Genomic DNA, 26,484 nt, shown 5'->3' with positions numbered 1-26,484 from the left:
CAAGGGCATATTTGTTTGTACATAGTACATAGTTGGTCAAAAACCAATAAATATCTATTTAGGATTCATGAATATTAATTAATTTTTGTATGAATTGCTTTAACTCTCTGGTCGTTTCGTTCAAGTGGTTGATCGTTTCCATAAATTCGCTAACGAGCTCAGCCTGCTCCTGTGAACTTGCCGTAATTTCGCCAAGGTCGTTATCTAACAATTGGATGGACTGCCTCACCGTCAGCAATGACTTCTCAATTTCGTTAGTGGCATTTTTGGTATCTACAGACAGTTTGCGAATTTCCTTGGCGACTACCCCAAAACCGGCTCCTGCATCCCCTACACGTGCGGCTTCAATGGCCGCATTAAGGCCCAGCAAGTTCGTCTGCTCGGAGATCTCACGAATAAATCCAGCAACCTCAGTTACACCGCCGGAAGTCTGAACAGCTTTTTTGGTATTGCCTAGCATTTCTTCTGAGGTAGCGCTCAGTTCTTCCGAATGAGCTGCAACATGTTGTACACTGTCGACCAGTTGGTTGGTTAGTCCTTCAACGATGTTCATTAGCTGCTGCAGCTTTTCCTGGTCTTCCATGCTATATACGAGGGTAAATACAGCGACAATCTCGTCAGCAACATTTTTGACAGGAATGAAAGCAACATCAAAGGGAATGCCAAATACCTCCTTCGGAAAGTGACTGTATGTCGTTGTTGTACCGTTTCGAAGATCGGCAAAATTCCGATTTGCCTCAGGGAGTGGATCTCCCGTCTTAAACTTCAGTTGTTTAAGCGATTCTCCTGAAGAGAAATACAGATATTTCTCTCGATCAATTAAGGATAACGTCACATCTTGTCGGATGGCTGCTCGAAAATAAGGCATGCTTTCAATTAGTGCTTGAATAATGTCCATTAATGTGTGGCTCCTTTTATGCAAGGCTATAAATTTTAATACAAGTTTGTTTTAGGTATATCGGCTCTCGAGTGAAGAAAATGAATAAAAGAGTAAGGACGAATTTGAAAATCGCAAGCATACAGAATTCACTTATTCTTTCACAATCAAAAATGGAGCAAGCAGTGATTTGCTTAAAAATGAGTGTTATGTGCTGGCCCGCCTGAAAATCCCATTCAACTGCCCATTTTTCTTATAAAACTGAACCAACGCCCTTGATCTGACATAAGATGAGTTGACTGTATCCCCTTAACCTTGTTACACCAACACAACCCGAGCAAGGAGGGGTGAACATTGAAGGGTATCGATCATCATAAAAGCAAATTTTTGTTAACCCACCGTGAGCGCGAAGTATTCGAATTGCTGGTTCAGGACAAAACAACGCGTGACATCGCAGGGCAGTTATTCATCAGCGAGAAAACGGTGCGTAACCATATCTCCAATGTGATGCAGAAACTCAATGTTAAGGGTCGTTCGCAGGCAGTTGTAGAGCTGATTAAGCTCGGAGAACTGAAGATTTAGATGCGAACCGCAGTTCAATGTGGCAGCACAAAAGCCTTTCTCTATCCTTCAGAATGAAGCATGGGGAAAGGCTTTTTTGTTAATGAAATATTGAGATAATAATCCTGTATTCTTCCCAACGTAACATTTTTATCTGCTTATACGTCTAAGTGCAGAGTTTTTTGTAAAAAATAAAAGGGAATCATAAAGTAAACTCGAATACCTTTTTAACAACATAAAATCTTCTAGCAATTATGAATGGCGGTGAATGTATGAATGAACAGATTAAAGCTGAGGCAATGCACGTGCTGGCGGAGCATCATGGAATTGCTCGAACAAAGGATTTTATCAAAGCGGGTGTATCCCCGTATCACATAAAAAAGTTGGAATTCATTGGTGAGATTGAACGAATAAAGCAAGGGCTTTACCGACAATCTGGACTAATACAGGAAATGCCCAATGAAATGGTCGAAGTGTCAAAGCTGATCCCTAAAGGAGTGATTTGTCTTCTCTCTGCACTTTCCTATTACGAGCTGACAACCTACAATCCTTGGGAGTACCAAATCGCTATTCATCGCAGCAGTAAAAAGCCAAAACTTCCAGACTATCCTCCTATTAAAATATTTTATCTGGCAGATGCTCAATACAACATTGGAATCGATGAAGTGGATATCAATGGCTCGGTAGTTAGAATTTATGATCGTGAAAAAACAATTTGTGATATGGTGAGGTATCGAGAGAAGCTTGGAATGGATTTGATGAAGGAAGGGCTGAGGAATTACCTTAAATCATCTAATAAAAACATAACCAAGCTTGTTTCATATGCTGATAGGCTGAGGATTCAAACGGTTTTGCAAAAATATCTGGAGGTATTAATTTGATGAGTGAGATTAAAAACGTCCCCGCTTCTGTTTCAGAACGCTTGAAGAATATAGCCAAAGAATCAGGAAAGGCTTTTGATACACTGCTGCTTTTATATTTTCAGGAGAGGTTCTTATACCGCTTATCTATCTCTGATTTCAGAGACAAATTTATTTTAAAGGGTGGGCTGTTTTTGTTTTCGCAAACGCAGTTCAAGGCGCGCCCAACTAAAGATGTTGATTTTCTCGCCAGACAGATCGCTAATAAACTGGAATTATTAAGAGAGTCATTCATTTCAATTTGCTCCATAAGTGTTCCCGAAGACAGTGTTGTATTTCAGTTGGATGAAATGACAACGGAGAGAATTAAAGAAGATGCCGATTATGAGGGTGTGAGAATTAAGATAACTGCACTTCTAGGGCGCATGAGGAAAATCTTGCAGTTTGATATCGGATTTGGTGATGTGGTGGTTCCGAAGCCACAGCTTATTGACTATCCTGTTCTATTAGATATGGCAAAACCACAAGTACAAGCCTACTCAAAAGAATCTGTCATTTCAGAAAAATTTGAAGCCATGATTACATTATCAGTGATGAATAGTCGTATGAAAGATTTTTATGATATTTATATGCTGTTAACAACGAACAACTTCGATGGTCGTGTTCTTTATCAGGCAGTATTAGAAACCTTTAGACATCGTGGCACAGTACTAGAAAAAGAACATCCACTGTTTCAAGGGACATTTGCTATTGACGGAAATCGCACAAAACAGTGGCAGGCTTTTCAGCGTCGTTTAGGGATAGAAAAACAACTCGTATTTCAGGATGTAATGGATGCACTATATCATTTTCTCCATCCCGTTTATCAATCCATCCTTAAAGAAGAAGAACATAGCGGGTATTGGCACTGTGCCAATATGATGTGGATCAACAAGTAGCACACGCGAGGGATGGAGTCCAGTACAAAACGACTCGGATGCATGATACAGATTATTGATCAGCTATAACTTCCATGCTCCTCCAAAAAAACTCTCCATTTTCTTTTTGAAAATGGCTGATAAAATAACTGCTCTAATTCCTCATACTGTGCCTTGTTTAAATGCAAATATAATGCCTTTTTTGCAATTTTAGCAGCAGGTTGTGACGAAGTGTGATGACCTTGCATTTTGCGCTTGACCGGCACATGAAATTGCAAAAAATCTTCGTAACGTTTCCAACCTTCCCAGCTCAAGCGGGCTCCACGTTTCCAGTCGATGGCATAGAGAGCATAATATATGTTTGTGTCAGTCTGCTTGGCAGCAATGATCCAGATATTCGGAACGATTTTGCAGTGTTGTCTACGGTTCATGAGAAAATCCCCTTTATCAATGAATACAGCAAGGTATACGCATGGCCCTTGTGATGAATGTATCGTGGATGCAAAATTACATACGATTAACTTTAGCAGACTGTGAGAAAACTGCAAACGAAGTGTACCGGATTTAAACTTGCTTGATATACGCGATTAATAGCAGTAGCTCCAGAGAAAATCCCTCTTGCTTTGCCAGAACATCTTGATTAAAATAAAGATATAAAAATAATTTTCTTTTAAATAGAATAAATAATAAAAATAATTTTCATATAAAAGAGGTGCTTATGGCAGCCATCTTACACGCGTTGCAGCAACAATTAGATAACCTGCCGTCTCAGGAAAGACGGATCGCCGAGGTCATTATCGAGTCTCCTTCAGATGTGCCGGGCATGACCATTAATCAATTGGCAGAGCTAAGCGGTACAAGCGCGGCGACGGTGACCCGTTTTTGCAAATCATTTCACTTCAAAGGTTTTCCCGATCTCAAAATGAAGCTTGCGGCCGAGCTGTCACAGACACCGAATGAAACGGCCTATCAGGATATTGTTGCAGGTAACTCGTTATCCAGAATCGTTGAGGCTATTGAAGCAAATCATATGGCTTCTATTGCGGATACGACTCGTTTGCTCGATCTGGGCAGGCTGGAACAATCTGTACAGCTGCTCTGTCAGGCGAGGCGCATCGACCTGTACGGCGTGGCAACCTCGTCTATCGTGACACAGGATTTCTATCAGAAGCTGGTGCGGATCGGCAAAAGCTGTACAGCCTTTTCAGATTCCCACATGCAGATTACATCCGCTTCCTCCCTGGGGGAAGGTGATGTGGCGGTGGCTGTATCGTATTCGGGTGAAACCCCGGAAACGATTGATGCATTAACCTGTGCCAAACAAGCCGGGGCTTCCACGATCTCGCTGACCTCTTACGGCAGCAACACACTGGCTGAAACGGCAGATATTCCGCTGTTTACTTCCTCGCTCGAAGAAGGTATGCGACGCGGGGATATGGCTTCACGCATTGCGCTGCTGCATGTGATTGATATTTTGTTCACAGGCATGGTGAGTGCAGATTTTGATCAATTCATACCTAAACTTGAGCAGTCGTATCACAATGTGCAGTCCTATCGTTTCCATCACACCGGAGGTGCTTGACAGATGAATATTCGTATTTTTGAAAATGAAGAAGATTTAAACGCAACAGGAGCAGGACTAATCGCCAGCTTGCTGCAAACGAAACCACGTGCCGTTCTGGGACTGGCAACCGGAAGCTCGCCTGTAGGCATTTATAAGCAGTTAATTGCGATGTATCAAAAAGGCTTGGTGAGCTTTGCTCAGGCCTCTTCCTTTAATCTGGATGAATACGTCGGTTTGCCTACAGAGCATCGCGAAAGCTACCGCAGTTTTATGAATGAGCAGCTGTTTCATCATATCGACATGGACCTGTCCCGCACGAATGTGCCGAATGGAGAGGCGGCAGATTTGGCGGAGGAATGTGCTGGTTATGAGCGGCGTCTGGAGGATCGCGGGCCTGTTGACCTGCAATTGCTGGGCATCGGGCATAATGGTCATATCGGTTTTAATGAGCCAGGAACGGAATTAACCGGTCGCACCCATGTAGTGGATTTGAAGGAAGAGACAAGAAAGGCCAATGCACGTTTTTTTGACAGCATCGACGAAGTTCCAGCGCAAGCGATTACGATGGGAGTCGGTTCTATTTTAAAAGCAAAACAAATTCTGCTCATCGCCCGTGGCGAAGAGAAAGCGGAGATTATCCGCGAAGCGTTCATGGGTCCAATTACAACCTCCTGCCCGGCATCCTTGCTGCAATGTCATCCGAATGTAGTTGTACTGCTGGATCGTGCCGCAGGGAGGCTGGTTCGATGACCAAAGCCCATCATCAAGTTAGTGGCGGTGAGTTGGAAAAAAAGATAACTTTGCTCCGTGGCAGACTGCTGCTCTCCGATAAAGTGCTGGAGGACGGTCTGATCGTCTGGCACGCCGATAAAATCGTATATGCTGGCATACCGGAAGGTCTGCCTGAAGCCCTTCGGCAAGAAGCTGGCGAGCTTCCTGTCAAAGGAGCGGGTCTGATCGTACCTGGCTTTATTGATATTCATGTGCACGGCGGCAACGGAGAAGATTTTATGGATGCAAGCCCGGAAGTGCTGGACAAGATCACTTCATTCCACAGCTCACAGGGAACAACAGCGATGCTGGCGACATCCATGACGGCTCCGAAGGAGCGTCTGGATCATGTTTTGGCCGAGGTAGATCGCTACCGCTCCGGGGAAATGCGCTATGCACAGCTGGAGGGCGTGCATCTGGAGGGACCTTTTTTTAGTCCGAAATGGCCTGGTGCGCAAAATCCCGATCATATTGTGCTCCCAGATGTGACCTGGCTGCAGGGGTGGGAAAAGCAGTACCCTGGCCTTATTCGTCAGGTGACTCTGGCGCCGGAACGTGAGGGGGCGCTGGGGGTGATCTCCTGGCTGCGGGAGCAGCGAATCACAGCTGCGCTTGGTCACACGGACGCAACCTACGACGATGTACAGCGAGCAGTGAAAGCGGGCTTGCATCATGCTGTGCATACATTTAACGCCATGACACCGCTGCACCATCGTGAGCCGGGTACGGCCGGGGCTGTGCTGAGTGATCCGCGCATCAGTGCGGAAGTCATTGCCGATGGCATTCATGTGCATCCTGCGGCAATATCTATTCTCGCTCAATTGAAACAGGGGAATGATCAGCTTGTGCTCATTACCGATGCGATGTCAGCAGCAGGACTGGACGATGGTGAATACAAGATCGGGGATCTGCCCGTGATCGTGAAGAACGGAGAAGCACGTTTGAAAGAAGGCGGCGCTTTGGCGGGCAGCACCCTGACCATGGTACGCGGCTTTCGTTATCTCGTGCAGGAAGTGGGGCTGAGTCTGGTAGCTGCGTCAAGGGCAGCAAGTCTGACACCGGCACGTCTGCTTGGCATTGAGCATCGCACCGGTTCCCTGACACAGGGAAAGCAAGCGGATATTGTTTTGCTGAATGAGGAACTGGCGATTGAGTCGGTGTGGGTGAAGGGCAGAAGAATCGGCTCATAATGCTGATAGGAACATAGGTAGCTACTAATTTAAGCAGTGCTTTAAGAAGTACTTGATATGTAGCTAATCTAGTCACATAGATCGTAACTGGCAACCGCATTAGATTTGTTTGTATGAGAAAGCATGAGTGTGGGACTTGCCGGGGATGGCATAAGAGGAAATGCGCTAAACAATATGTTAAAATAGATCTCAAAAAATGAGATCTGCGGATCATTCACGGAGGCATGAACCATGGAACGTAACGCCATGCTGGAACATGATCCGTTTATCCCCGTGCTGGCGGAGAAGCTGCACATTCACGGATATTATGCTTTTTATGGCGAGCATTACAATGAGACGGATATGGAGCAGTACCGCAAACATTTGTTCACGACCTTTAACAACATCGTATGGATTGAGCTGGATGCACGCAAAAAATACATGATCGTGGACCACCGCGGACGCAACACGGTCATGAAGCTGATTGAAGGCATGCTGAACACGCGCAGAACACTGCGAGCCAATCAAGCGATGGCAGGCACGGATACGAGAGACGTGGATCAGGAGATTACGCATTTCTCCAAGATGGTGCATATGCTGAAGTTCACGACATTTCGCACGTAATTGTTCGCATAAGGAAGGAGTTTGCCTGAGAGCTTTCCTGTTTATTTAAACCAACTGCACCGTTGATCGAAGATGACACAGTAATTTTGATACACTTTTAAAAGGTCGCCAGTTAGGCGACCTTTTATGTACATTTGTTTTTTTAGTTTTTTTCCATAGACAGCTGAATATTAGGCCTTCTTGGAAAGAAGCGTATTATCTCATTTGTTGTCTTTCTATTCACAAAGTATCCATTGAATCTATTGATTTACTATATATGAGCAAGTGTAGGTTGTAATAATACAAGGAGGTTATTCTTTATGTATAATAAAGTTATTTACTTCTTTCTTGTATTTAATTTAGTTTTTTTTGGAATTGTGGGGTGTACAACAGAAACTAGTGCTACCCAAGAAATGGCGCAAGCCTTAATGGAATTAGATAAAAATAGTGATCTATTTTTATTCGAGTCTATACTTTATAAAAAGGTGAAAACCGTTAACGAAGCAGAATTTAAATCTGTAGATACGACTTTATATGGAGAAATATCAATGAAACACTATAAAAGTACAAAGAAGTTTAAATCAGGTATGGCTACTGTATTGCCTCCAGGCACAAAATTGTTTCGTTCCATAGAGCATCCTGAGTATGTATATTCCAGTGAAGAAGGCAATTATACAATGTACAAATCTGTGCCTGAGGGTTAAATATTAACCTGACTAATCTACGACTTATGGCAAGAAGTGGGCTATGAAAAGTTTGCTCATGCGCTAACGATTCTGAGAAGCCTTATTTACCCGATTTCACGGCATTTCGAATTTTAACGAATCCGAGAGACGCTATTTCACATGAATCAGCCCATTTTGGCATGAAACGCAGCTGAATTTGTCAAATAAGGCTTGTACGATTCGTTAGATTTTTCAGACCTTCTAAAATGGTGAAATAAGCTTTCCTGAGATCGTTAGAGCGTGGGAAGCGGCTATTTCCTTGTCTTGGTGACTATTCTGGCAGGAGTCAATACGGTTGTGCTGTACTATGTTGTGTTTTGTTAGGAGTTAATTTTGATGAGGGGCATGTTACTGGTTGTTTTCGTAGATTCTGCGTTGGTTGGCCGCGTAAAAAACACATTGTGATGTTGGTTCTCGTGCTACGACTTCTATAAGTCTATACTATTATAATTCTACACTCCCACACTCATAAAGTCGAAACTCCCCATTATTCTTCATGGATAGGTTCGGTTCAGCGTACAGCTGACAAAGCAAAAGCATACCCCATTAAGAGTCCTGTCAGATCAGATGACAGGGCTCTTTTTAGTGAATAAATTTCACAAGTTTATCTGAGCACAAAGCTTAGCGCATCTCTGAATGCACATCTTAAACGCATATCCGAATACGTATTTGAACTTTTATCTAAACTCATATTTGAAGTGCATATTTGAAACGCATCTCTCAATGCATATATCGTATCTAAACATATATCTAAACACGTATCTAAACACACATCTAAATACATATCTCGTATTTGAACGCATATCTACATGAATATCTACATGCTTTTCTGATTCCGTATCCGAATGTTTATCTGAACGAAGTCACGAAGCTGCTGAACAGCGTTCGCACATCGTATTGATATTGATGGATCGGCTCCACCGGGCGGTTGATGCCAAGCAGTGTATATACGGCGATGCGTGCGGCGCGCACCGAATATTCTTCTGTGAACACCACATCGTCGGGAATCTCGCAAAATTGACTGATAAACGCCAGGTTGGTTGAACCTTCCGGCACCACTTGAGGGCGGTCACTGTTCAGCCGTGGCATGAATTGAGCGGTGATATAAGGCATCATACAAGGGATACAATTGGCTGTTGCCATGATCGCGTCCTGGTGCTCCCGAAAATGCAGATGGCCGATCAGTTCCTGCATAATTTCTTCACCCGTGCAATCACACATTCTTTTTTTCACATAGTCACCTACGTTGTCTGGATACAGCCCGTAGCCCCAGAAGACTTTGACATGCTCCGGCTGATTCCGGAAATGCGGCTGAAAAGCAAGTACAACGGACATGAACCAGCTTGAATCCTTGAATGTGACGAGAGCACCAGTACCGGCGCGGTTGCGAGTGAATTTTTCCATCAGATCAAAAAATACCGAATCCTGAAACGTAACCGTGAACGATTCCCATTTGGACTCATCGACATGATCGTTAAAGGAGGAAGGGTTGCCCAGCAGCGGCTTTTTCGCCGCAATGTTCTCCCACAGCTTCCAGGAGCTGCCCTTGCCGTTCAGCTTCGGAGCGGAAGTCATGGAGCCCAGATCAGCGCCTTCGGTCATGGAACCGTTTGTTACAATCACCAAATCCCCTTCATGAATATCAATTACTTCCTCGGCTCCATTCCGCCGCACATGCATGTGAGTCACGGTGATTCCGTCGCCCTCTTTGAAGTCCAAATCCGTAACAGTACATTTCAGCGTGAAATCTACGCCGAACGGCTCCAAATATCGGTGCAGCGGCAGAATGATGGAGTCGTATTGGTTATAGGGTGTGCGCGTAACCCCTTCCAGCGTCTGAATACGTGGAAACTCGTGAAAAAAGCGCAGCATATATCGTTTGAACTCCACCGCACTGTGCCAAGGCTGAAATGCAAACGTCGTCGCCCACATATACCAGAAGTTCGTTTGGAAAAAGTGGGGAGCAAACCAGTCGTTAATTCGCAACTTGCCAAGCGTATCTTCAGGGGTAATAATCAGCTTGCCCATCGCCAGCCGGTCGGCCATGTCAAAGCCCATGGACAGAACATCTTCGACCTGACCATCGCGGTTAATCAAGCGTGCATTGGAATGTGTCGGGTTGGCATTGTCAAAAGCAGTGATCTCTTCTCTTACCGACATGCCCGGATGGTCAATGGAAGGCATGGTCGCCAGCAGCTCCCACAGATTCTCATACGCCTCATCATTAAGCATACGTCCACCGCGAATCACGTAACCCTGCTCGGCATTACCTGCCCCGTCATTACTGCCGCCGAGAATAGGCATTTCTTCAATGATGTGAATGTTTTCACCAGGAAAGTCACAGTCTCTCACCAAATAAGCTGCTCCCGCAAGGGATGCAATACCGCCGCCAACAAAATAAACCTGTTTAGAGCCATGTTCCTTTTTCACGACCAATCGCCTCCAAATGATGGTGTACTCACATTCCCAATGTAAACCCATGCATGGAAAGAAGGTATGATCAAAAGAAAGCAGGTGTCTGTTTTTTAGTCACTATTGGAAAAATGTCTAGTTATAGGCGGTCTTGTTGTTTGGTTAGGACTCATTTTCTGTTGCGACAAGAGTATAAGCCTGCTGGTTTCCATCTTTCTCTTCCAATCAAGCTAACCGAACCTGATCATGCTCCAAATGATACTCGCAAAAAAGCCGCTCATCCTGAAGCCGATGGCAGCTTTCCGTGTTATTTTAAGTGCTCATATTTAAGCTCATACTTGTGCAGTGCCCTGATCACATTTCCTTCAATCAGTTCACTCAGCTTGGTAATGATCTGATCAGGCGGCTCCTTCATGTCATTTCTCATCCATTGAATAATCAGCCCGGTGAAGGCGAGTGTGTAGAAATTGGCGACAAACTCTTTATCCTCACTGCGAACCTTGGCTCCACCCGCCAGCTCGTTAATCACCCCCATAATCAGATCATGCGTAACCTGATAGAGGTATCCATCCAGATGAGCACGACCGAGGGATTCTAGCGTATTGCAGCAGAAGGCTTTATTATTTTCAATGTAACAGAAAATTTTGTGAAATCCTTCGGTCCATGTGTCGTAACTGCGATACCCCGCAAGGCTGTTCACAGCTTCCGTTTCATAGATCCATCCGAGCAGTGCATAAATGTCCTGAAAATGATAATAAAACGTTTGCCGGTTCACACCGCAGTCCTCGACCAGATGTTTTACCGTAATTTTGTTCAGCGGGGTATGTTCCATCAAATGTTTGAGTGAATGAGCCAGTGCAGTTTTGGTCAAATGAGAAGCAGACATCACAGTTCACCTCATCATTCAGATTCGGCTTGCAAGTGCGGAGATGCAGGAATGTATCAGGTTTGAAAAAAGTACCCGCGGTTATAGATACCGTTCCTGTCCCTGTCCCGTATAAAAGTAATGTTATGAATGCGTTTAGCGCTGCAAACTCTTTATAAGAAGATTAACATGATCTGCCATGACATGGAATCATATTGATCACTATATACACAGCTTGTAATAAAATAAGAAACCGATAACCATAAAGGCTATCGGTTTCTTATCTCGCTATATTAATGACATATGGCTAAAGAAAAGAGTAGTAACAGCAATTCGCAAGAACGATTCGCACCGAAACGTCCTCCCAGCGCCCCAATCCCTTTTTACTCTCCCAAAAGCATTGCTTATCTTTTAAAACGAGTATAGAACAAGGCGCAAACGTAGTGGAGGAGGCGAGATCGATTCTGTAGAAGCGAAGCGTTCGCCTTTATCCCCGGATTTTCCCCTTGGAAAAGGGAATCGAAAAATCTGGGGATAACAGCGATCGGAAGAACGACTCGCCACCGGAACGTGCACTAAGCGCGCCCCACATCCTGTTTTTTCTGCCATGCCCCATAAAAGGGGGCATAATTTTTAAAAAAGGACAGAGGAAAGGCGCTAACGTAGTGGAGGAGGCGAGATCGATTCTGTAGAAGCGAAGCGTTCGCCTTTATCCCCGGATTTTCCCCTTGGAAAAGGGAATCGAAAAAATCTGGGGATAACAGCGATCGAAAGAACGACTCGCCACCGGAACGTCCACTAAGCTCGCCCTCACCTCCGTTTTAACCGTTAAGCCAGACTTTTCATAAACTCCACAACAGTCAGCAATCCCTTATCAAAGTTCTCCAGATTGAAGTGCTCGTTCGGTGCATGCAGATTCTCGTCCGGCAGACCAAAGCCCATCATGACCGCAGGCACGCCCAGCACGCGGGAAAGCTTCTCTACAATCGGAATCGAGCCGCCATCCTTGGTGAAGAGGGCACGTACGCCGTATACTTTTTCATATGCATCTGCGGCTTTTTGCAGGATCGGATCAGTCGGATCGGTGTTAAAGGCAAAAGCCTTCTCGATCTGTTCAATTTGCAGTGTGGCACCTGGCTGTACATGGGCGCGAAGATGCGCTTCAATCGCATCAAGTACATGCTGCGGGTCCTGATCTGCAACCAGACGGCAGGTGATTTTGGCATGTGCCTCTTTCGGAATGACGGTTTTGGTGCCTTCGCCCTGGAAGCCGCCCCATACGCCGTTCAGCTCCAGCGTTGGACGTGCGCCGACACGCTCCACGAAGGAATAACCTTCTTCACCATACAAATGCTCGAGTCCGAGATCCTGACGAAGCTGCTCCTCGTTGAAGCCCTGCTTTGTGAATTCCTCGCGCATTTCCGGTGACAGTGGCAGAACTCCGTCGTAGAAGCCGTCTACACTTACGCGGCCTTGCTCATCATGAAGGGATGCCAGCAGGGATACGAGAGCATGCAGCGCGTTGGGTACACCACCGCCGAAAGAGCCGGAGTGCAGATCGGTGTTGGCGGTGAACAGGTCTACATGCATGGAGCACAGGCCGCGCAGGCCCGTGGAAATTGCCGGTTTTCCTTTTTCCAGCAAGGACGTATCCGAGATCAGCACCATGTCAGCACGCAGCTTTTCCGTATGATCGTTCAGGTAGATCGGCAGGTTCGGGCTGGAGATTTCCTCTTCACCCTCGATGCAGAACTTCACGTTAATCGGAAGCTCTTTGTTCTCGGCGAGCAGTGCTTCAACGGCTTTGATATGTATAAAAATTTGTCCTTTATCATCCGTTGCACCACGGGCATACAGCTTGCCATCTCGAACCGTTGGTTCAAAAGGAGGTGTCTCCCACAGGTGAAGCGGATCAACCGGCTGTACGTCGTAGTGTCCGTAGATCAGCGCTGTCGGTTTACCCGGAGCATGCAGGTGATCTGCATAAACAATCGGATGTCCGGCCGTTTGGATAATTTCTACATTTTCCATCCCGGCACGTGTGAGTGCATCTGCTGCCCACTGTGCGGCACGTTGGATATCTTCTTTATGCTCAGAAATGGCCGAAATGCTCGGAATGGATAACCATTCATTCAGTTCTGCCAGATGTTTATCCCGATTTTGTTCAAAATATGCTTGTTCTTTCATCAAAAGAGGCCTCCTTCAATCTGCTTTCAATCTATTGTAATCCATTTTGCCACGTTAATAAAACATTGGTTAAAAAAATGCAACATCCGCATGGCTTCAACACATTGCCAATTGTGCGTATAATACAGAAAACGGCGTTATCCATATATTTTCAAAATAGAACCGGTCACCTCAACTATTGAACAGGGAGTTGAAGGAAAGTTCATGACAGTCAGACTCAAGCATTGGCCTGAATGGAGGGCGACAAGACACAAGGGCCGTTTCTACCGAAACAGCCTGATGCTCATTCTATTGATCGTCAGCATTCCCGGTTTAATTACGGGCATCGTCATGTACCAGCTCGTCGTTGGATGGATGGAAAATGAATTTAATCGCATGCACCAGAGCCAGATCGAGAACCGTGCGGGGAATGTGGACGACCAGCTCGCCTACCTGGAGATGAATTTATCCCATTGGGCATTTGAACCGAGATTTGGCAATGCACTGCGGAATCTGGATTTTATTTATTATTTCAATGAAACGCAGGAGATCGTAACGACACTGTATGTGCTGCAGGGTTCTCATCCGTTAATTCAATCCGCGCAGCTGTATCTGCAGGAACCGAAGCCGATTCTGTTTAACCGTGATTACACGGAATTGACGGACAGCTCGCTTGCGGCAGCCTATCAGCGTTATCTGACGATGGGCAACCATGTATACTGGACGGATTGGCGACCTGGCAGCAAGACAGAGGCAATCGGAGGAGCGGAAGCAACGCAGGATAAGGGCCCGAATTCAGTTCAAGAGCAGTCTTTGAACCAGAGCCAAGAGCAGACCCTGAATGCAGCTCAAGGCAATCCGCTTGTGCTTGTTCATAAAATACCGGGGGAGAGCATTCATCCGTTCGGTGCACTGATCGTCACGCTGGATAATGAGAAATTGGCAAGTTTATTGAAAACGCTTACTCCTTATGATGAAGGCTTAACCTTTCTGATGGATGAGGAAGGACGTACGCTCATATCAGGCGATTCAGACAGCAGCAGGCCGTATACTGCTTTTGAGCAGCAGCTCAAAGAAGAGGTGGGTCTGCACAAGGACAGTCGCTCCTTTCTGTTTCGCTACGAGGATCAGACCTACTCTGTTTCGTACGGGACGTTGGATCGGATTGACTCGGCATGGAGGTATGTTTCGGCTGCGCCTTTGAACGCGATCACTTCTCCCGTCAAGCTGATATCCACTATCATTGTGGCAGCCAGTGCGGGCAGTCTTCTGCTGGGGCTGCTTCTGTCCTGGTTCGCCTCACGTCAGATTTACTCCCCGGTAGCCCGTATGCTGCATTTGCTTATGCCTGTGCGAAGTGAGAGTGACAGGGATAAAGAAACAGCGGGAGCCGGGCTGGATGAGTTCGAACTGTTAGAACGGCAATGGCATGAGCTGACATCACGCAGTGTATCGGCACATCGCCAGCTGCAGGAGCATCTGCCGCATCTGCGAACCAGCTTTGTGTTACAGCTTATCCAGGGCCATATGTATGCTTATAGCGAAGAGGACTTGCGTCAGCGAATGTCTCATCTTGGCTTTGAACTGGAAGGCAGGCAGTTTCTGCTGGTACAGATGTATTTTACGGGATATGACCAGCTGCAAGGACGGTTCGGAAGTCAGGATAAAGGGCTGGTGACGTTTGCCGCAGTCAATATCATTCAAGAGGTTGCGAGAGCGTATTTCAGTCAGAGCAGTGTGATGAATTTTCACAACCTTTCTTCCGCGATGCTGATTATTGCCCCTGAGTCTGAATCAATCAAACCACAGGCACGGATATGGGCTGAGGAACTGGTCGATGTCATTGCGCGCACACTGAGATTGAATGTGACCTTGATGGTCAGCAGGCCCGTGACTGCGCTGCAGGAATTGCCCGGACAGCTTGTGGAGATGGAGCAGGCTGCGGCATACCGCCGCGTAGAAGAGGGCAGTCAGATTCTTGATCTGGAGGATGAGCAATGCTTTCGTAACGATGAAGGCGCATCATATCCGCTGGGGCTGGAACGTGAGCTCATTCAGACGCTGCGGCTGGTGAATCTGTCTGAAGCGGAGCAAGCCCTTGCAGCCTTCATGTCTGATATTACCGGCGCGGGCCGCACCGAATTTCAGGTACAGCAGATGATGCTGCAATTGCTCGGAAGTATTCAACATATGATGCTTCAGACCGGGGTAACTCCGTATACCTTGTTTGGCGGCAGCAACATGTATGAACAATTGTCCGCCATTCGCGAGCCGGTACAGATGCAGGAGTGGATGGTTCGGGAGGTTTTTTTACCCTATATAGAAGAGATACAGTCACGCACCCAAGAGCCGTTGAATCAGGTCGTTGAACGCACCATGAGGTATATCGAGCAGCATTATGCAAGCGATATTTCACTGGAAAGCTGTGCAGACCTGGAGCAGATGACCCCGTACGCTTTGAGCAAAGCCTTCAAACAAGTGTCAGGCAGCAATTTTATTGATTATGTCACACGGGTGCGAATGGATGCAGCCAAACAGCTGCTGCGTGACACAGCCATGCGTATCAATGACGTTGCCGCTGCGGTTGGTTACCAGCATAGCTACTTTAATCGTATTTTCAAGAAACAGGAGGGCATTACGCCAAGCCAGTACCGGGACCAATGGTTTAAATAAGAAGAGCTCCCATGGTGAACCACTTATTTGCCGCTTATTTGCGGCGGAATGTCAGGGTATACCCGCTTGATCCATCGCCGGATGTCTGCTTGACGCAGATACCGGTTTTTCATTTTGATAACAAACAAACAAACAAACAAACAAACAAAGAAAGAGAAATCGGCAAAAAAGTGCAATCTGCCCCTCTGCAAAAAGTGCAAAGCCTCGCCAAAATGGCGCTATAGCGGGCTTTTCGATGAATTATACAGTCACAGCAAAAAATGAAGGTTGCCTGCAAATCGCTGGCTGTATAGTCTGAATACCAGAACTTTGATAACGCTTACAATCGAAGTCGCAGACAACAAGGGGGGGAACCATGAACGGGAAGATGAACCATCATGAACCGGGCCAATCAGCACTGACTGCCCCGGCGGAGGTGATCTTGCAGCCGCTGAAACGGGAGTCCAACTGGAAAAGGCAGATTAAACGAAACAAATGGTTATATGTGCTTGTGCTTCCCGGTTTTTTGTATTTTGTGATCTTCAAATATTTGCCGATGTGGGGCATCGTCATTGCCTTTCAGGATTATCAGCCCTTCCTTGGCATTCGTCAGAGCGAGTGGGTCGGGATGGAGAACTTCACCACCTTTTTCTCTAACCCGGATTTCTTTCGATTGCTGCGTAACACGCTGCTTCTGGCGCTGTATGATCTGATTTTCTTTTTTCCGGCACCCATCATTATTGCCCTGTTATTAAATGAGATTCGCGTAGCTTTCTTCAAAAGAACCATTCAGACGCTGGTCTATGTGCCGCATTTCGTATCCATGGTCATTATCGCGAGCATCACCTATGTGTTTCTCACCCCGCAGGGCGGTGTGCTCTACGATCTGATCGCCTGGATTACAGGCCGACCTGTCGATGTGCTCTCCAGTCCGGGTTCCTTTCGGCCCCTGATTATCATTCAGATGATGTGGAAGGAGATGGGCTGGGGCACGATCATTTTCCTCGCAGCTCTTGCAGGGGTTGATACGGAGCAGTACGAGGCTTCTATTGTAGACGGAGCAGGACGGCTGCGGCGCATGTGGCATGTGACACTGCCTGCGATCCGCACGACGATAGTCATTTTGCTGATTCTGCGGCTGGGCAACTTCCTGGATACCGGGTTTGAACAGATTTACCTGATGACCAATTCGCTGAACCGGGATGTGGCCGATGTTTTTGACACATACGTATACACCGTGGGTATTACACAAGGCGCATTCAGTTACAGTACCGCTGTTGGACTATTCAAATCGGTGGTTGGCATTATTCTTGTGCTTGGCAGCAATAAACTGGCGAAGAAGTTCGGTCATCCCGGTATTTATTAATGGTGTGCAAATGATTGGAAGGAGGAACACCCGTGAACAGCCGTTTATACAACAGCTCTGCCGGTAAGGTATTTGATGTGTTCAACTATGTCATGCTGGGCCTGCTGGGCATCTTAACCGTGCTTCCTTTCCTGTATATTATCGGGAATTCGTTTGCCACGGAGGCCGAAATTACAGAACGCAGCTTTTTTCTGATCCCGAAGGTGTTTTCCTTCAGTGCCTACGAGTATATTTTTTCGTCCTCTACCGTATTCCGCAGCATAGGTGTGTCGGTTTTCATTACCGTTGCAGGCACGCTGGTGAATCTGTTCTTCACGCTTACGATGGCTTACCCGCTGTCCAGAAGTGACTTCTGGGGCCGCAATGTGCTGATGAATATGGTCATTTTCTCGATGCTGTTTGGCGGGGGCATGATTCCGACGTACCTTGTCATTCGCGGATTGGGACTGCTCGATTCGTACTGGGCCTTGATGCTTCCTGGCGCTATTAGCGCTTTTAATTTAATCGTTGTCAAAAACTTCTTTCAGCAAATGCCGCCCGGGCTGGAGGAAGCCGCCCGGATCGACGGCTGTTCGGACCTGGGGGTACTGTGGCGAATTGTACTGCCGCTGTCCAAGCCGGTCATTGCCACCTTTGCCTTGTTCTATGCCGTAGGCCACTGGAACAACTTTTTTTCGGCACTGCTGTACATCTCGGACAGTGACAAATGGCCCTTACAGGTCATGCTGCGACAGATCGTGCTTTTATCCCAAGCGAGTGTGGGCGATATGGCGAATATGGACCCGAACTTTGTGCAGCCGCCCGAGCAGTCGATCAAAATGGCGGTAATCGTTGTCGGTACCATCCCAATTTTGCTGGTATATCCGTTTTTGCAGAAGCATTTTGCCAAAGGTGTCATGTTGGGTTCAATCAAAGGTTAAAACCAAGGGGGAGAACGTATGGTACACATGAACGCGTTTAAAAAAGGGGCTTGGCTGCTTTCGGCATCACTGGTACTCGGCACGGTTTTAGGGGCATGCTCCACAGAAAGCAAGCAATCAGGAGCATCGGGAGCAGGCGCGAAGCAGCAGCTTACCGTGATGCTTCCGAACTTTGAAGCGGAGAATCCGCCGGCGAACAGTCCCGTGATTCAGAAGCTGGAGGAACTTACTCAAGTGGATGTTGATCTGCAATGGGTGCCAAGCAGCTCATATGAGGATAAATTCAACATTACACTCGCTTCAGGTAAGCTTCCTCAGATTATGGTTGTGCTGGGCAAGTCCCCTAGCTTTATTAATGCGGCCCGGACAGGTGCGTTCTGGGAGCTTGACCCGTACTTGAAGGATTATCCGAACCTGAGCCAGATGAATGAGATCATCAAGAACAATGCTTCTATTGATGGCAAAACATATGGCATCTACCGGGCGAGAGCATTAGGGCGCAACGGGGTGACCATTCGCAAGGACTGGCTGGAGAAGCTGGGGCTGCAGGAGCCCAAGACCATCGAAGAGTTTTACAATGTGCTCAAAGCATTCACGAAGGATGACCCGGATGGAAATGGTAAAGACGACACCTATGGTCTGGTTGCCAGCAAATTTACGGGTCCATGGGATAATATGCAAATTTGGTTTGGCGCCCCGAACAAGTGGGGAGATGACGGTAAGGGCGGCCTGATGCCTGCACATGAGACGCCGGAATATATGGAGGCATTGAAATTTTTCAGACAAATTTACAGTGAAGGTCTGGTCAACAAGGACTTTGCCGTGATGGACCCGACGAAGCTGCCTGATCCGTTTGTGAACGGGAAAGCGGGTGTCATGGTCGATGTAGCGGATAATGCACAGCGCATGGATCAGAAGATTTTGGAGAAGGACCCGAACGCCACAGGGCGTGTAGATGTATTACAGGCGATGGAGGGGCCTAAGGGGCTGCGGGATATGCCGACATCCGGGTATTCGGGTATGATTGCGATCTCCAAAAGCAGTGTCAAAACCGAAGAAGAGCTCAAGAAGGTGCTGCATTTCCTGGATCAATTGAACGAGCCGGAACTGCAGGCTTTGCTGGGGAACGGTATCGAGGGCAAGCAGTATGAGAAAAAAGGAGATTATGTGCTTCCAACGACCGACAAGCTGGCGCTGCGGGATGTACAAGGGCTGAATCAGATACTGATGTTCATTCCTGAGGACAAAACACTTCGCGTCGAGCCAACCCCTGTCCGGGAGAAGGTGGCACAGGTGCAGAAGGCGAATGAGCAGATCGTTGTCGCTAATCCCGGCGAGCCGCTGATCTCGGACGTGTATGCCCAGAAAGGGCCGCAGCTGGACAATATCATTAACGATGCCCGGATCAAATATATTGTAGGGCAGATTGATGAAAAAGGCTTCGCGGATGCGGTGGCTTTATGGAAAAGCAGTGGTGGTGACGAATACGTGAAGGAAATCAACGAGCTGTACGCTGCCCTGAAATAATGGACGGATTTCCGTGTGAAATGATAGGTGAGTGAGCGTATAACCAACAGGGAGGCAGATGGCATGAAGTGGGACCATAATGCATTTGAACATCCCGAAGCGCAGTATCGGGTACATCCCTTCTGGTTTTGGAACGGGGAGATGCAGGAGCAGCAGATCAGGCGGCAGATCGCAGAGATGCATGCGCAGGGTGTGGGTGGATTTTTTATCTGCCCTCGCCAGGGGCTGCAAATTCCATATCTGTCTGAAGCGTGGTTTGACAAGGTGCGTCTCGCTGTCAGTGAAGCTGCTGCTTATGGCATGCAGGTCTGGCTATATGACGAGTATCCGTATCCAAGCGGGATGGCTGGTGGAGAGGTAACGCTCGATTTTCCAGAAGCAAAGCAGCGTGAACTGGTGCATCATCATGCGGTTGTTCGTGGGGGGGAGGTTGTCCAGATCCAGCTCCCATGGGGGCGTATTTTGCTGGCGCAGGCGGTTCGTCGGGATACAGAGGGAAATCGCGAGTGGCATACAGCCGTCAACCTGCGCAGCTGCATCGGTAATATACAGACGGACCAGGTCTATCAGGAGACGGGACTTACATCATATAACCGCAAACGTTTCTTTACGTATCAAACCGCGTTTCGCCTGATATGGGAGGTGTCGGAAGGTGATTGGGAGATCATTGTTTTTCAGGAAAAGGAGATCGATGACTTTAAATATTACGGCAATTTTGTAGACCCGTGTCACAGGGAAGCGATGAGTCATTTTATCCGGCTGACCCATGAACGGTACAAAGCTGCTGTAGGCGAGCATTTTGAAAGTGGCGTGATACAGGGCATGTTCTCGGATGAAATTGCTCCGCTCGGCAGGCTGCCCTGGTCGCCCCAACTGCCCCGTTATTTCCACGAACGGTGCGGATACAGTCTGATTGAGTCCCTGCCTGCACTGCTATACAGGGATGTGCCGAATGCGGCTGTGATTCGATATGACTATTTTCAGTCACTGCATTTGCTCCTGCGGGAGTCGTATCACAAGCAGGTGCATGACTGGTGTGAAGCGGCAGGTATACAGTATGCGGCAGAGGTGCCAGGGGTACGGATGACCACCCAATTATACAGCCATATGCCCGGAGGGGATTCGGCGCATGAAAAAATCGGGCGTCCGTTGTCATGGATACTGGAGCGGTATGGTCAGCGGCTGCGCGATAATCCGAAAATGGTCAGTTCGCTTGCCCGGCAGCTGGGCCGGAGCCGCAATATGATTGAATGCTTCCACAGTGTCGGCTGGTCGATGACCTTGCAGGATGCCAAGTGGATGATTGACCGAATGGCGGCCATGGGCACTAATTTTTATAACTTTCATGCGTTTTTCTATACGATTGGTGGTTTGACCAAGCATGATGCACCGCCCTCTCAATTTCTACAGAATCCGTACTGGAAACATTTCAGGCAGCTGGGTGATTATACAGGCCGCCTGAGTTACCTCATGAGTACAGGGACAGCGATGATCCGTATTGCGGTGCTTGACCCAACGACCACCTTCTGGAGCCTGATGGGCAACCCGCTGCACGGTTTCGAATACAGCGGCGAGCATGAAGCAGAACGGGTGCAGCTGAATCAGCTGATTCAGGACTGGATGCGAATCACGGCCCATCTGCTGCAGCAGCGGCGGGATTATGATCACCTTGACCCGGAATTATTGGTCGAAGGGCATGTTGCAAATGGGGTAATTGAGATCGGTATCGCCCGTTACGATGTATTAATTCTGCCGCCTATGCTCAATCTGGAGGCCGCTGCCTGGAAACAGATCAAACGATTGGTCGCAGCAGGAGGAACCGTGATTTCCATGGGTATGCTGCCTCATATCGCGATACAGCCGGGAAGCCCGGCAGGAGATGAGGCTGCTGATTTTTTCGGAACAGCGGGTCAAAATGGTCAGTCAGGCGAGAAGCGGGGCAACGCCTGTTTTCTTCCGTTCGAGGTGGAAAGCGAAAGCGGGCATGCCCTTCCGTTACGACAGTTATCGCAGCTGCTGCAGGAGGTTGTGCCTGAGGTAGTCAGCTGGGACATGGCAGAGGAGAGTACAGCACTGCTGATGCAGACCCGTCAGTTATCTGCGGGAGAGTTTATGGTTTTCCTGTCTAATCAGGAGGGCGAAGGCTATGAAGGACAGCTGAAGATCAACCGCGAACATCTGCATCTAAGAAGCGGCATGGGGTTATCCAAAGACGAACACAAAGTACTGATTGTTGAACGGCTTAACCTGGAGACTGGCCAGAGGGAGGTACTTCCGTATAAAGCGCTTGAAGGCCGGTGGTGCATTCCGCTTACGTTGGCGCCATATGAAGCACATGCGGTTCGGTTTCTTTTACAAAAGTGGGTTGCGGGTGGGTCACAAGAAGATGAGGTTGCAGGAGCAGAAGCGGAAGCTGCCCATCAAATCGTGCTTTCCTGTGAAGGGCCTTGGCGTATCAAGGCGTTACAGCCGAATAACTTGCGGATTGGACAGTTTCAAGTACAGGCCTCTAATGAGCATGGCGATTTTCTCGACATGGCGCAGGCCAGCGTCAAGCCGTTTATTGATCTGGCCGCAGCCTTTGCAGAGCAGCATCCGCTTCCACTTCAGTTTGATCAGGTATTTGGCACACCGAAAAAGGCTTCAATAGCCTACCCGATCCAGTGTCGATATACTGCGGCGTTTGAGCTGAGGACATCACTGCCGGAATGTCTGCTGTTTATGGACCGTGCTGCCATTTCGGGGGCATGGGTGATGGAAATCAACGGTCATACTCTAACGAGAGATCAGTTCATACCTGCCGAGATTACCGACCATACGAATATCGCCTGTGATGTTGCAAAGCTGCTGCGTAGTGGCCTTAATGAACTGGTTATTACAGTGGATATTACCCAAGATGAGGATGGGATTGTTGATCCGCTGTATTTGCGGGGAGGATTCGGCGTTCAATTTCATCATGAAGGCGCAGCCTCACTTGTACCAGAGCCGTACGTGGCAGAGCGCATCGGACCAGAGCCGCTGCCGCTGTATACCCATTTTGCCGGGGAGATGAGTTATACACGTATGGTCTGGCTGGATCAAGCCGAAACAGAGATGCACCGTTTTGAACTGGAATTCGAGCATTGGTCTGTGCAGGATGTTACGGAGGTGCGGGTCAACGGGCATAGTCTCGGTGTGCGCTGCTGGTCTCCGTATCGCTGGCAGGGCGAGGGGAGCTGGCTGCGACCAGGAGAGAACGAGATTGAAGTGTGTGTGACCAACACGTTGATCGGTCTGCTGGAAGGCATGTATTTTGACGGGAAAGAACATCGGCTGAAGGACGCCGTGCTGCGACAATCGTGAAGAGGACATGAACAGGAAATGAAGCAGAAACAGCAACAAGAAAGAAGGGAAGCGAATGGGGCATCGTATCCAGTATGACCGATATCCGGGTGGAGTAATGAAAGCGTTAACGCTAAGTTACGATGATGGCGTAGTGCACGACAGAAGACTGGTGGACATATGCAATCGTTATGGTCTAAAAGCAACCTTTAATCTCAACTCAGGCTTGCTGGGCAAGGCGGGGCGAATTGAGGCAGAGGAAGTAGCCGCATTGTATGCAGGGCATGAGGTAGCTGTACATACGGTTACCCATCCGACTTTGCCATATGTGCCGAACGAGCTGTTGGTTGAAGAAATCATGCAGGATCGGGCAGCGCTGGAACGGCTTGCAGGTTATCCGGTGCGCGGGATGGCTTATCCGAACGGAGGATACGACCGTGCGCTGAGCACCAAGCTGGCGTGGCTTGGTATCGACTATGCTCGTACCGTTGAATCCCATGGTCGTTTTACCTTACCCGAGCAGCCGCTAGAATGGCATCCGACCTGTCACCATAACGATGTGTCGTTATATACCGAGCGATTTATCCAGCATACCAAAACAGGTACGCCGCTTCTGCTCTACGTCTGGGGTCACAGCTATGAGTTTAACAACAATGATAACTGGGAGATCATCGAACAGTTTGGTCAGCAGATCGGCGGCAGAGATGATATCTGGTATGCCACCAATCGTGAAATTATCGCCTACTGGACAGCGGTGCAGCGGCTGGAATGCTCGGCAGACAGGTCGATCATTCATAATCCGTCTGCCATTTCGGTATGGTTTACCGCAGATCAGCAGGTGCTTGAGGTCAGAGGCGGGGAGACCCTGCGGCTTGGCGAGCGGGTTCAGGTATAGAACGGGAAAGGAGCTGACGATCATTCGATATTTTCATGAAAACGAGGCGATTGCGAACAAGGTCTATGATGATGATTCCATCCCGGATGTGCTGACAACAGTGGCCCAGCGTTATATTGGCGATCATCCGCAGCACTCCTTCACATTCAGAGCCTGCCATCAGGAAGGCTTTCGCAGACTGGGAGATTACAGATACGATCTCGATCTGGCAGATCGCTGCAAGGAAGCACGAAGTGGTCAGTATGTGTATGTATGGGGCAAGCTTTGGAGTGATGGGCAGACCGCATTGAATACAAGTCTCAACTGTTATAGTCCTGTGACGATCTATGTGAACGGGGAACAGATATTTAAGTCGGAGCTGCTTCAGGAGCTGTTCCCCGAACGAAGAACGCCGATCCCCTTGCAGGTGAGGGAGGGATGGAATGATGTGCTGCTCTGTTTTGTGAAAACAGATGCTGGCTTTGGCGGTATCTTTGGTACAGGTTCATTCAAAAATTTCCCGCTTCACTTCCTCACACCCGGGGTGGATCGCAAAGGTCAGGAAGGCTGGCTCTACTCCGAGCCTGTAGATGAACCCATATCAAATCTGCCGTGTAACGGGATGACGGAGGAAGAAACGGGGCTCATCTGGTATCCACGCAAGTCATGGAGTGATGAGGAGCGAAGCAGGGGAGCGTTTGCCCGAATATTCGGCACCTCCCGGCCTGCGGTTGCCTATGCATGGTGCAAGCTTGATGTTACACAGCCAGGGCCAGAGCCTGTTATGTTGCAGGGCCATCATGAAGGCGCGCTTACGCTTTATCTGGACGGAACAGAAATGTATACGGCATTGGGCAGTGGGCATTTTCGGGTGCAGCTTCCGAGACAATATGGTACGTGTGATTTGGTCGTGAAGGGACAGCTGGATCGAGCGGGCGAGCCGAACTGGGGTTTTACACTAGGGAAGGCGGGGGTTGAGGAAGCTGCTATTGATTCATTGGTTAATGCAGGCTGGAGGCTAATGCCGCCGCGTCCTGTAGCTGGATGTGCCGATGTGTGGCTTTACACCGGGTCTTTCGTTCCGGGCACCGAGCCTTCTCCGGCAGACATTGCCGTAACGGATACCGTATTTGAGGATGGGGCTCAGGGGGTCTATTGGCGTGTTGATCTGCCAGCGACGCATGTTCGTCCGTTCCTGGAGAATACCCATTATGGGAAATGGAACTATCCGCTTGGTGTTACTCTGATGGGATTGCTCCAGACAGGTCAGCAGCTTGGGCGCAAAGATTACATCCAGTATGTGCGCGAGCATATCGGGCTTAGTACGGCTTTTGATCAATACGCATTATGGGACAGGGCAGCCTATGGTGCAGCAGGTATTAACAATCAGTTGTCCGCCATAGACAGTCTGGATGACTGCGGCTCATTCGCTTCAACGCTGCTGGCAGCGATGGAGCTTGGCGAGATTCGCGGAGGCAGAGAGACGGCAGACCGGATTGCCAATTATATGGCTCATGAGCAGGAACGTCTCCCGGATGGTGCATTCTACCGTGTTCGCGGCAGCGGAGAGATGCGGCAGGAGACGATGTGGTGCGATGATCTGTATATGAGCACGCCGTTTCTGATGCGCTATGGTCAGTTGACGGGGGATACGTCCTGTTGGGACGATGCAGTGAATCAGTTTCTGATGTTCCAAAAGTATCTTTACCTGCCTGATCAGCAGATCATGTCCCATGTCTATGATTTTGTGCGGGGGAAGGCAACGGGCATTCCGTGGGGACGCGGGAACGGCTGGGTGCTCTTTTCCTTGACCGAGCTGTTATCCATTCTCCCCCGGGATCATCCGAAGCGGCCTGAACTGCTAACCTTCTATCGGGAAATGTGTGCCGGGGTTCTGACGCTGCAAGGAGAGAACGGGCTGTGGCATCAGGTGCTGAACTGTTTCGATTCTTATGAGGAAACCTCCTGCACCTCCATGTTTATCTACGCTTATGCCCGCGGCATTCGTGAAGGCTGGCTGGAGAAGCCGGGAGCCTATCTGAACGCAGTACGAAAGGGCTGGGAGGGCTTAACCCGGATATCGATTGATCACAAAGGCAACATCTACGGTGTCTGCCGGGGTTCGGGATATTCTTTTACCGCTCTCTATTACCGCGATGATCTCGGCTGGAATCTCAATGATACCCATGGCATCGGCATAGTGCTGCTGGCAGGAGTGGAAGTATATAAGATGCATCAGCAGCTGAGGGAGAAATCGGCTCAATTCACGTATAGTAATAATAGATAAGTTCAAAGAAAAAGAGGCAGCCCCCGGGCTTGCCTCTTCTGTATTAT

Annotated in this window: 20 protein-coding genes; 15 read left to right on the top strand and 5 right to left on the bottom strand. The window is 48.2% G+C overall.

From position 1 onward, the window contains the following. Nucleotides 1-58: 58 nt before the first annotated feature. Nucleotides 59-898, bottom strand: coding sequence for a methyl-accepting chemotaxis protein (locus tag ACQSGY_RS13650; RefSeq protein ID WP_427052281.1), 840 nt, complete (start codon nt 896-898; stop codon nt 59-61). Nucleotides 899-1,231: 333 nt separating this feature from the next. Between ACQSGY_RS13650 and ACQSGY_RS13645 the strand changes: the two genes are divergently transcribed. The 3 genes from ACQSGY_RS13645 to ACQSGY_RS13635 all read left to right on the top strand — a co-directional run bounded on the left by ACQSGY_RS13645 (nt 1,232) and on the right by ACQSGY_RS13635 (nt 3,236). Beyond that, entirely contained in the window at nt 1,232-1,459 is a 228-nt protein-coding gene (locus ACQSGY_RS13645; protein WP_090919235.1) for a helix-turn-helix domain-containing protein, read from the top strand. A gap of 251 nt (nt 1,460-1,710) precedes the next feature. Then, the gene (locus tag ACQSGY_RS13640; protein WP_427052280.1) at nt 1,711-2,319 is read left to right on the top strand and encodes a type IV toxin-antitoxin system AbiEi family antitoxin domain-containing protein; all 609 of its coding nucleotides are present in this window, start codon (nt 1,711-1,713) and stop codon (nt 2,317-2,319) included. After that, complete coding sequence (locus ACQSGY_RS13635) at nt 2,319-3,236, top strand: nucleotidyl transferase AbiEii/AbiGii toxin family protein (protein WP_427052279.1); 918 nt, start codon at nt 2,319-2,321, stop codon at nt 3,234-3,236. The genes ACQSGY_RS13640 and ACQSGY_RS13635 overlap by 1 nt, the downstream gene beginning before the upstream one ends. 59 nt (nt 3,237-3,295) lie before the next feature. Here the strand turns inward: ACQSGY_RS13635 and ACQSGY_RS13630 are convergent, their stop codons facing one another. Then, on the bottom strand, nt 3,296-3,646 hold the full coding sequence (locus ACQSGY_RS13630) for a hypothetical protein (protein WP_427052278.1): 351 nt from the start codon (nt 3,644-3,646) through the stop codon (nt 3,296-3,298). Between the two features lie 287 nt (nt 3,647-3,933). Between ACQSGY_RS13630 and ACQSGY_RS13625 the strand changes: the two genes are divergently transcribed. The 5 genes from ACQSGY_RS13625 to ACQSGY_RS13605 all read left to right on the top strand — a co-directional run bounded on the left by ACQSGY_RS13625 (nt 3,934) and on the right by ACQSGY_RS13605 (nt 8,026). Beyond that, nucleotides 3,934-4,797, top strand: coding sequence for a MurR/RpiR family transcriptional regulator (locus ACQSGY_RS13625; RefSeq protein ID WP_426333330.1), 864 nt, complete (start codon nt 3,934-3,936; stop codon nt 4,795-4,797). A gap of 3 nt (nt 4,798-4,800) precedes the next feature. After that, complete coding sequence (nagB, locus tag ACQSGY_RS13620; protein ID WP_188593389.1) at nt 4,801-5,529, top strand: glucosamine-6-phosphate deaminase; 729 nt, start codon at nt 4,801-4,803, stop codon at nt 5,527-5,529. Then, a complete protein-coding gene (gene nagA, locus ACQSGY_RS13615; protein ID WP_427052277.1) occupies nt 5,526-6,740 on the top strand; it encodes an N-acetylglucosamine-6-phosphate deacetylase in 1,215 nt (404 codons plus the stop codon). The genes nagB and nagA overlap by 4 nt, the downstream gene beginning before the upstream one ends. Before the next feature lie 231 nt (nt 6,741-6,971). Continuing rightward, nucleotides 6,972-7,343 carry a hypothetical protein gene (locus tag ACQSGY_RS13610; RefSeq protein WP_145405308.1) on the top strand — a complete coding sequence of 124 codons (372 nt, stop codon included), beginning with the start codon at nt 6,972-6,974 and terminating at the stop codon, nt 7,341-7,343. A 299-nt stretch (nt 7,344-7,642) separates the two neighbouring features. Further along, entirely contained in the window at nt 7,643-8,026 is a 384-nt protein-coding gene (locus ACQSGY_RS13605) for a hypothetical protein (RefSeq protein WP_427052276.1), read from the top strand. Between the two features lie 870 nt (nt 8,027-8,896). Here ACQSGY_RS13605 and ACQSGY_RS13600 read toward each other — a convergent pair. The 3 genes from ACQSGY_RS13600 to ACQSGY_RS13590 form a co-directional block, all read right to left on the bottom strand. Then, on the bottom strand, nt 8,897-10,528 hold the full coding sequence (locus tag ACQSGY_RS13600; RefSeq protein WP_427052275.1) for an oleate hydratase: 1,632 nt from the start codon (nt 10,526-10,528) through the stop codon (nt 8,897-8,899). A gap of 238 nt (nt 10,529-10,766) precedes the next feature. Beyond that, a complete protein-coding gene (locus tag ACQSGY_RS13595) occupies nt 10,767-11,345 on the bottom strand; it encodes a TetR-like C-terminal domain-containing protein (RefSeq protein ID WP_427052274.1) in 579 nt (192 codons plus the stop codon). 807 nt (nt 11,346-12,152) lie between these two features. Beyond that, nucleotides 12,153-13,511, bottom strand: coding sequence for a dipeptidase (locus ACQSGY_RS13590; protein WP_427052273.1), 1,359 nt, complete (start codon nt 13,509-13,511; stop codon nt 12,153-12,155). 204 nt (nt 13,512-13,715) lie between these two features. Between ACQSGY_RS13590 and ACQSGY_RS13585 the strand changes: the two genes are divergently transcribed. From ACQSGY_RS13585 to ACQSGY_RS13555, 7 genes are all read left to right on the top strand, one after another. Further along, nucleotides 13,716-16,163: an AraC family transcriptional regulator gene (locus tag ACQSGY_RS13585; RefSeq protein WP_427052272.1), complete on the top strand. Its 2,448-nt coding sequence runs from the start codon at nt 13,716-13,718 to the stop codon at nt 16,161-16,163. 355 nt (nt 16,164-16,518) lie between these two features. Beyond that, a complete protein-coding gene (locus ACQSGY_RS13580) occupies nt 16,519-17,508 on the top strand; it encodes an ABC transporter permease (RefSeq protein WP_248063617.1) in 990 nt (329 codons plus the stop codon). A 92-nt stretch (nt 17,509-17,600) separates the two neighbouring features. Then, nucleotides 17,601-18,428, top strand: a complete 828-nt coding sequence (locus ACQSGY_RS13575) for a carbohydrate ABC transporter permease (protein WP_427052442.1) — start codon at nt 17,601-17,603, stop codon at nt 18,426-18,428. 27 nt (nt 18,429-18,455) lie between these two features. Then, nucleotides 18,456-19,955, top strand: a complete 1,500-nt coding sequence (locus ACQSGY_RS13570) for an extracellular solute-binding protein (RefSeq protein WP_427052441.1) — start codon at nt 18,456-18,458, stop codon at nt 19,953-19,955. A 63-nt stretch (nt 19,956-20,018) separates the two neighbouring features. Beyond that, on the top strand, nt 20,019-23,297 hold the full coding sequence (locus ACQSGY_RS13565) for a glycosyl hydrolase (protein WP_427052271.1): 3,279 nt from the start codon (nt 20,019-20,021) through the stop codon (nt 23,295-23,297). A 55-nt stretch (nt 23,298-23,352) separates the two neighbouring features. After that, nucleotides 23,353-24,171 (top strand): polysaccharide deacetylase family protein, encoded by an 819-nt coding sequence (locus tag ACQSGY_RS13560; RefSeq protein WP_427052270.1) that lies wholly within the window; start codon nt 23,353-23,355, stop codon nt 24,169-24,171. Further along, complete coding sequence (locus tag ACQSGY_RS13555; protein WP_427052269.1) at nt 24,149-26,437, top strand: glycoside hydrolase family 88/105 protein; 2,289 nt, start codon at nt 24,149-24,151, stop codon at nt 26,435-26,437. Before ACQSGY_RS13560 ends, ACQSGY_RS13555 begins: the two co-directional genes overlap by 23 nt. Nucleotides 26,438-26,484: the final 47 nt, after the last annotated feature.

The sequence above is a fragment of the Paenibacillus sp. TC-CSREp1 genome (genome assembly GCF_050171015.1).
GTDB classification, from domain to species: Bacteria; Bacillota; Bacilli; order Paenibacillales; family Paenibacillaceae; genus Paenibacillus; species Paenibacillus silvae.
The sequence above is the reverse complement of the archived record's forward strand: the minus strand, read 5'-3'. Positions and strand labels throughout refer to the sequence as shown.